Source organism: Rothia sp. HMSC078H08, assembly GCF_001808955.1.
Lineage (GTDB): Bacteria > Actinomycetota > Actinomycetes > Actinomycetales > Micrococcaceae > Rothia.
On record NZ_KV795256.1, the window covers coordinates 154,586 to 154,970 of the forward strand.

The window sequence follows — 385 nt, forward strand, 5'->3', positions numbered from 1 at the left end:
TCAATGAAAGCCCTTCCAAAAAGGAAGGGAAATGTCCTCCCCGCACCGGGTGGGTTGCCTCTCCACCCGCCTCAATGAAAGCCCCTCCGAAAAGGAAGGGAAATACCCGCGCTTTTGCGGGCGACTGGTCGAAGCTTGTGCCTCAATGAAAGCTCTTCCAAAAAGGAAGGGAAATCGACCGGGGTAGCCGACATGATCAGCTGCGTCTGGCCTCAATGAAAGCCCTTCCAAAAAGGAAGGGAAATGAGGATGGTTTGGGCTTCTACTTCGGCAAGTGCACAATGCCTCAATGAAAGTCCCTCCGAAAAGGAAGGGAAATCTGGGAGCGCCCGGGGGGAGAAACGACTATGACCCCCTCAATGAAAGTCCCTCCGAAAAGGAAGGG